Source organism: Actinotalea ferrariae, assembly GCF_019733465.1.
Classification (GTDB): Bacteria; Actinomycetota; Actinomycetes; order Actinomycetales; family Cellulomonadaceae; genus Actinotalea; species Actinotalea ferrariae_A.
This window is the reverse complement of record NZ_JACVQL010000302.1, coordinates 1-4528: the sequence shown is the minus strand read 5'-3', so window position 1 is coordinate 4528 and position 4528 is coordinate 1. Positions and strand designations below refer to the sequence as shown.

The following is a 4528-nucleotide window of genomic DNA, read 5'->3' as shown; positions in this document are numbered from 1 at the left end:
CGTGCCAGCTGGGCCGCGACCGCCGGCCAGCGGTCGTCCCGCCGGCTGCGGGCGAGGTCGACGCACCGCAGGCACGCCGTGGCGCCCGGCCGCACGAGCGGACCCACCAGCACGGACGCCTCCCGCACGACGACCGAGAGGTGCGCGCGGCCGGCGTCGTGCAGCGCCGAGTAGCGCACCGGGTCGGCCGCGTGGTGCTCGACGAGCACGGTGAGGTCCGCGTGGCCCGTCGCGATCGTGCGGACCCCGGGTGCGACGCCCAGCAGCAGGCGGCCGACGGCGGCGGTCCTGGCGAGCCCCACGTCCTCGACCCTGAGGCCGCCCACGCCCACGTCGTGGCGCGTGACCGAGCCGTCGTCGACGAGGACGACCGTGCCGACGCCGGCCGCGGCCAGCGTCGCCGCGATCGCCGTCCCCGTCCGGCCGAGACCGTGCACCGCGACCGAGCCGCCCGCCCGCCGGGCGGACGTCGAGCCGCCGTCCCCACGACCGTCGACGAGCGCCCATGCGCCCTCGTCGCCCGAGGCGTCGGGGTGCACGGGAGGGACGAGCAGGTGCGCCGCCGCAAGGTGGGCGAGGACCGACCGGACCTCGGCCTCCGCGCAGCCGGCCCGGCGCATGGCCGCGACCAGCGTGCGCCGCTCGGCCGACGCCGGCACACCGCCGAGGGCACGCACCGCACCGGGCGTGAGGTCGCTCAGCGCGACGGACCATCGCGGGTCCGTGCCGACCTGCACCTCGGTGGCGCTGCGCCACAGGACCGGAAGCCGACCGCGCAGCCGTGGCTCCTCCTCGGGCGTCCGGCCCGCACGTCCGCCCATCCGACCCCCTCCGCCGACGGCGACCGGTCGGCCGCCCACGGCAGCCTGCCGTGCGGCGGTGCGCGGCGGGCGTCGTCCACAGGCGCGGAGGACGCGCGCCCGCCGGACGTGCGAGAGGCGGCCCCCCGACCGGGGAGCCGCCTCTCGAAGTTCGTCAGGCTGTGATCAGGCCTTGCCGAGGATCCGGTTCAGCTTGGTGCCGCACACGGGGCACACGCCCTTGGCCATCCGCCGACCGTTCGCGACGACGACGTCGCCCTCGGCCTCACGCTTCTCCTTGCACTTCACGCAGTAGAACTCGCCCTTGTAGGTCTCGTCGGCCATGAGGTATCTCCGTTCAGAAGGCTTGCGCACCGGACGTGATCGACCCGGCCGGCTACGTGAGCCGCGGCCAGGGGTTGGCCGGGCGTCACCGTGCATCGACAGCGTAGTGCGCAGCACGCACGCCGCACGCGCGCAGCGGCGCACGGCGCGCCGCGGAGCGACGCGTTCACCCGCTGGGGACGCCTCCCGCAGCTGCGGGGCGGTGGGGGCTAGCGTGCTCGTGTGGCCGAGCCCAGCCCCTCCCTCGACGCCGCCGTCGAGGCGGCGCTCGCGGACGTCGAGGTCCGCCGGAGCCGGCGCCGCGTCCGGACGGTGACGGCGTTCCGCGAGAACGGGCGCATCGTGGTCGCGATCCCCGCGCGGTTCACGCGCGCGCAGGAGCGCGAGTGGGTGCGACGGATGGTCACGCGGCTCGCCTCGCAGGACGTCAAGCGCCGACCCTCCGACGTGGAGCTGGCGAGGCGTGCCGCCGAGCTCTCGGAGCGCTACCTCGGCGGGCGCGCACAGCCGAGCAGCGTCCGCTGGTCCACCAACCAGGGTCGGCGCTGGGGCTCGTGCACCCCGTCGGAGGGCACGATCCGGATCTCGACCCGCGTGCGCGGCATGCCGCGCTGGGTGCTCGACTACGTCCTGCTGCACGAGCTCGCCCACCTGCTGCAGCCCGGCCACGGGCCCGAGTTCTGGCGGCTCGTGGAGGCGTACCCGCGGACCGAGCGCGCGCGGGGCTTCCTCGAGGGGTTCGCCTACGCCGCCGACGCACCGGGTCCCGACGGCCCCGCCGAGGACGGCGCGCAGGACGCCGAGACGGACGACGTCGTGGACCTGGGCGCGGTCGACGACGGCTAGCGGGACGTCGGTCCGCTGCCGGGATCGGTGCCGCCGCCCGAGCCGCCGGCGTCGCCCGACCCGTCCGCCTCGTCGGCGCGGAAGATCTCGTCGATCGCCCGGTCGACGTCCGTCTCGTCGCCGAGCGCCGCGCGCCGCGTGACGAACGCGCCCGGGTCGTCGAGGTCCTCGGCGGTCGGCAGGAAGTCCGGGTGGCCCCACGCTGCGTCGCGCGCGTCGACCCCGCCGTCGGCTGCGACGCGCGCCCAGAGGGACGCGGCGTCGCGCGAGCGGCGCGGCCGGAGCTCGAGCCCCACGAGCGTCGCGAACGTGTCCTCGGCCGGACCGCCGGCGGCGCGGCGACGGCGCATCATCTCGCGCAGCGCCGACGTGTGCGGCAGGTGGGCCGCCGTCGCGGCGGCCGAGACCTCGTCGACCCAGCCCTCGACCAGCGCGAGCGCCGTCTCGAGCCGGGCGAGCGCCGCCTGCTGCTCGGGCGTGGTGCCGAGGGAGAAGACGCCGCCCGAGAGCGCCTCCTGGAGCGCCGTCGGGTCGGTCGGGTCGATGGACCGGACGGCCTCCTCGAGGGTGTCGGTGTCGATCGTGATCCCGCGCGCGTAGGCCTGGACGGCGCCGAGCAGGTGCGCGCGCAGCCACGTGACGTGCGTGAACAGCCGGGCGTGGGCGGCCTCGCGCACGGCGAGGAAGATCCGCACCTCCTCGGCGGGCACGTCGAGCCCCTCGGCGAACGCTGCGACGTTGCGGGGGAGGAGCGCGACGCCGCGGCCCTCGGTGAGCGGGAGCCCGATGTCGGTCGTCCCGAACACCTCGCGCGCGAGCGTGCCGGCGGCCTGGCCCACCTGCATGCCGAACACGGCGCCGCCGAGCTGCCGCATCATGGCGCCGGCACCGCCCGCGACCGCCTCGGGGCTGCCGAGGGCGTCGATCCCGTCGGGCGCCTGCGTCGCGAGCGCGGTGGCGAGCGCGTCCGCCACGGACGCCGCGACCGGCTCGGCGAGCAGCCGCCACGTGCCGAGGGTGTGCTCGACCCACTCCGAGCGGCTCCACGCCTGGCGCGGCCCACCGGCGGGCGGCAGGTTCGTCGCGGTGTCGAGCCACAGCTCGGCCACGGTGAACGCCGACGTCACCTCGCGGCGGTCGGCCTCCGAGACGCTCGGGTCGCCCTCGGCCACGGCGGCCTGCCGTGCGAGGTCGTGCGCGAGGTCCCAGTTGACCGGGCCGTCGCCGCTCGTCGCGAGCATGCGCTGGATCTGGCCGAGCACCTGGCCCAGCGCCGCCGGGTCGCTCGGCAGCCCCGCGGCGGCGGCCATGCCGGCCAGGTCGAGCTGGCGACCGTCGGGTCCGGTCAGCCCCAGCGCCTCCATGCCGCCCCGCTCGGACATCTCGCGGATCACGTCGTCGGCCGCGGGGCCGAGCACCTGCCGGAGCAGCTGCTCCCACTGCGCGGGCACACCGCGTCCCTGGTCGTCGTCGTGCGGCGGCGTGCTCATCGGGAGGCTCCTGAGACGATGGGCTGGGAAGGTCCACGGTAACCACACAACGACCACGGCGAGGGGAGCGTGCCCGGCATGAGCACGGCACTTCGCTCTGGGCGCAGCGACGGCGACGACGTCGTCGTCGTGGGGGCCGGGCCCATCGCCGCGGCCGTCGTCAACCGCCTGGCCGCGGGGCCGTGGCACGGGCTCGTGCGTGCCCTGCCGGACCTGCCGGAGGACGCTCCGGGCGAGGCGCTCACGGGCGCGCTCGCCGTCGTCCTCGTCGCGGACCCGGCCGACCTCACGCTGACCACGCCCGGGGACTCCGCCGAGCGACGGGCCGCCGCGGTGGCGCTCGCGCAGCGGGCGGTCGCGGGCGCCCGCGCGGCGAAGGTCGGGCAGCTGGTCGCCGTGACGTCCGCGATGGTCCACGGTGCCGCGCCCGACCGCGCCGTGATCCGCGACGACGAGCCCGCGCTCACGACGCCGGGACTGGGTCTCGTCGGCGACCTCGTGGCGGTCGAGTCGGTCCTCGCCCGGGCCGCCCGACGCGGCGCGCGTGGGCCGCGGATCCTCGTGCTGCGCCCCGCGGCCGTCGTCGGGCCCGGCGTCGACACGCTCGTGACCAGGCACTTCGCGGCACCGCGGCTGCTCGCGGTCCGCGGCGTCGAGCGGCCGTGGCAGCTCGTCCACGTGGACGACGTCGCCGCGGCGGTCGAGGTGGCGGTGCGTGAGGGCTGGAGCGGCTCGGCCACCGTGGCGGCCGAGCCCGTGCTGCACCCGGACGAGGTCGCGCGCATCGCCGGCATGCGGACCATCGAGCTGGCCGCGGTGACGGCGTTCGGCACGGCCGAGCGGCTGCACCGCGTCGGCGTGCTGCCCGCGCCCGCCGAGGAGCTCGCGTTCACCGTCTACCCGTGGACGGTCGAGCCGGCGCGGCTGCGCGAGGCGGGCTGGCGGCCGGAGCACGACGGCCGGGCGTGCCTGGACGTGCTGCTCGCCGGCGTGCGCGGTCGCCGCACGGACGACGCGCAGCCCGAGCTCGACCAGCCGCGTGTCGTA

General features: G+C 77.3%; 5 protein-coding genes. 2 read left to right on the top strand and 3 right to left on the bottom strand.

Going from position 1 to position 4528, the window contains the following annotated elements; translation table 11 throughout:
• Both ICW40_RS18345 and ICW40_RS18340 read right to left on the bottom strand, forming a co-directional pair.
• Positions 1 to 821: ThiF family adenylyltransferase (locus ICW40_RS18345; RefSeq protein WP_221655442.1), on the bottom strand; the 821-nt coding region annotated here is incomplete at its 3' end.
• A gap of 165 nt (positions 822 to 986) precedes the next feature.
• On the bottom strand, positions 987 to 1145 hold the full coding sequence (locus tag ICW40_RS18340; protein WP_221655441.1) for a DUF5679 domain-containing protein: 159 nt from the start codon (positions 1143 to 1145) through the stop codon (positions 987 to 989).
• Positions 1146 to 1367: 222 nt separating this feature from the next.
• On the opposite strand from ICW40_RS18340, the gene ICW40_RS18335 reads away from it, so the two are divergent.
• Positions 1368 to 1991: a M48 metallopeptidase family protein gene (locus tag ICW40_RS18335; protein WP_221655440.1), complete on the top strand. Its 624-nt coding sequence runs from the start codon at positions 1368 to 1370 to the stop codon at positions 1989 to 1991.
• Here ICW40_RS18335 and ICW40_RS18330 read toward each other — a convergent pair.
• Positions 1988 to 3481 carry a zinc-dependent metalloprotease gene (locus tag ICW40_RS18330; RefSeq protein ID WP_221655439.1) on the bottom strand — a complete coding sequence of 498 codons (1494 nt, stop codon included), beginning with the start codon at positions 3479 to 3481 and terminating at the stop codon, positions 1988 to 1990. The genes ICW40_RS18335 and ICW40_RS18330 overlap by 4 nt on opposite strands.
• Positions 3482 to 3559: 78 nt before the next feature.
• Here ICW40_RS18330 and ICW40_RS18325 point away from each other — a divergent pair.
• Positions 3560 to 4528 (top strand): nucleoside-diphosphate sugar epimerase (locus ICW40_RS18325; protein WP_221655438.1); only part of this gene is annotated, 969 nt, incomplete at its 3' end.